This window comes from Streptomyces sp. AC627_RSS907 (assembly GCF_019049165.1).
On the sequence record NZ_JAGMUE010000463.1, the window covers coordinates 1 to 605 of the forward strand.

1 protein-coding gene is annotated in these 605 nt (G+C 77.5%); it reads right to left on the bottom strand.

The window, feature by feature from the left end:
* Positions 1–182: 182 nt before the first annotated feature.
* Positions 183–605, bottom strand: a 423-nt coding sequence (locus tag KUM32_RS36475) for a 4'-phosphopantetheinyl transferase superfamily protein (protein ID WP_217146183.1), incomplete at its 5' end; no start/stop codon positions are given.

Below are 605 nucleotides of genomic sequence, written 5' to 3' on the forward strand. Positions count from 1 at the left end.
GCGGCGTGCCGGACCCGGAGCCCCGGGCCCACGGCCCGTGGTGCGGGGGCCCTGGGCCGGAGGTGGGGAGTGCGGGGTGTGCGGGGTGTGCGAGGTGTGGGGAGTTGGGACTGCGGAGTCGGGGTCAGCGGCCCGGCAGGGTGCCGGGCCGTGGTGCCTGGCCGTGGTGCCGGGACGTGCTGTCAGGGGGCGGTGGCTCCGGGCGCGCGCTCGGCGTCCGCCGGGTACGGAGCGTCCGCCGGGTACGAGACGTCCGCCGCGTGCCGGGCATCCGTCTCGTGCTCGCACTCGTACGCGTACTCCGGAGCGTATGCGGGCCGGGGCGCTGCCAGGGTCACGGCCGCCACCATGTGGTCGCCGATGACGCGACATCGGGCCGTGGCGCCGCGGAGCGCGGCCGGGGCGGGCGCGGTGGGGCTGACGGACAGCAGCACCGGCTCGTCGGCGGCCGACGGGTCCGGTTCGGGCCACTCCAGCGTGACGGAGCGGAACGCCAGGCCCTCCTGTCGGGGCGCGGGCAGCGCCTTGTACAGCGCCTCCTTCGCGCAGAACAGCCGCAGCACCGCGAGTTCGGGTCGGGCGTCGGCCCGCGCGCGGTCGAGTTC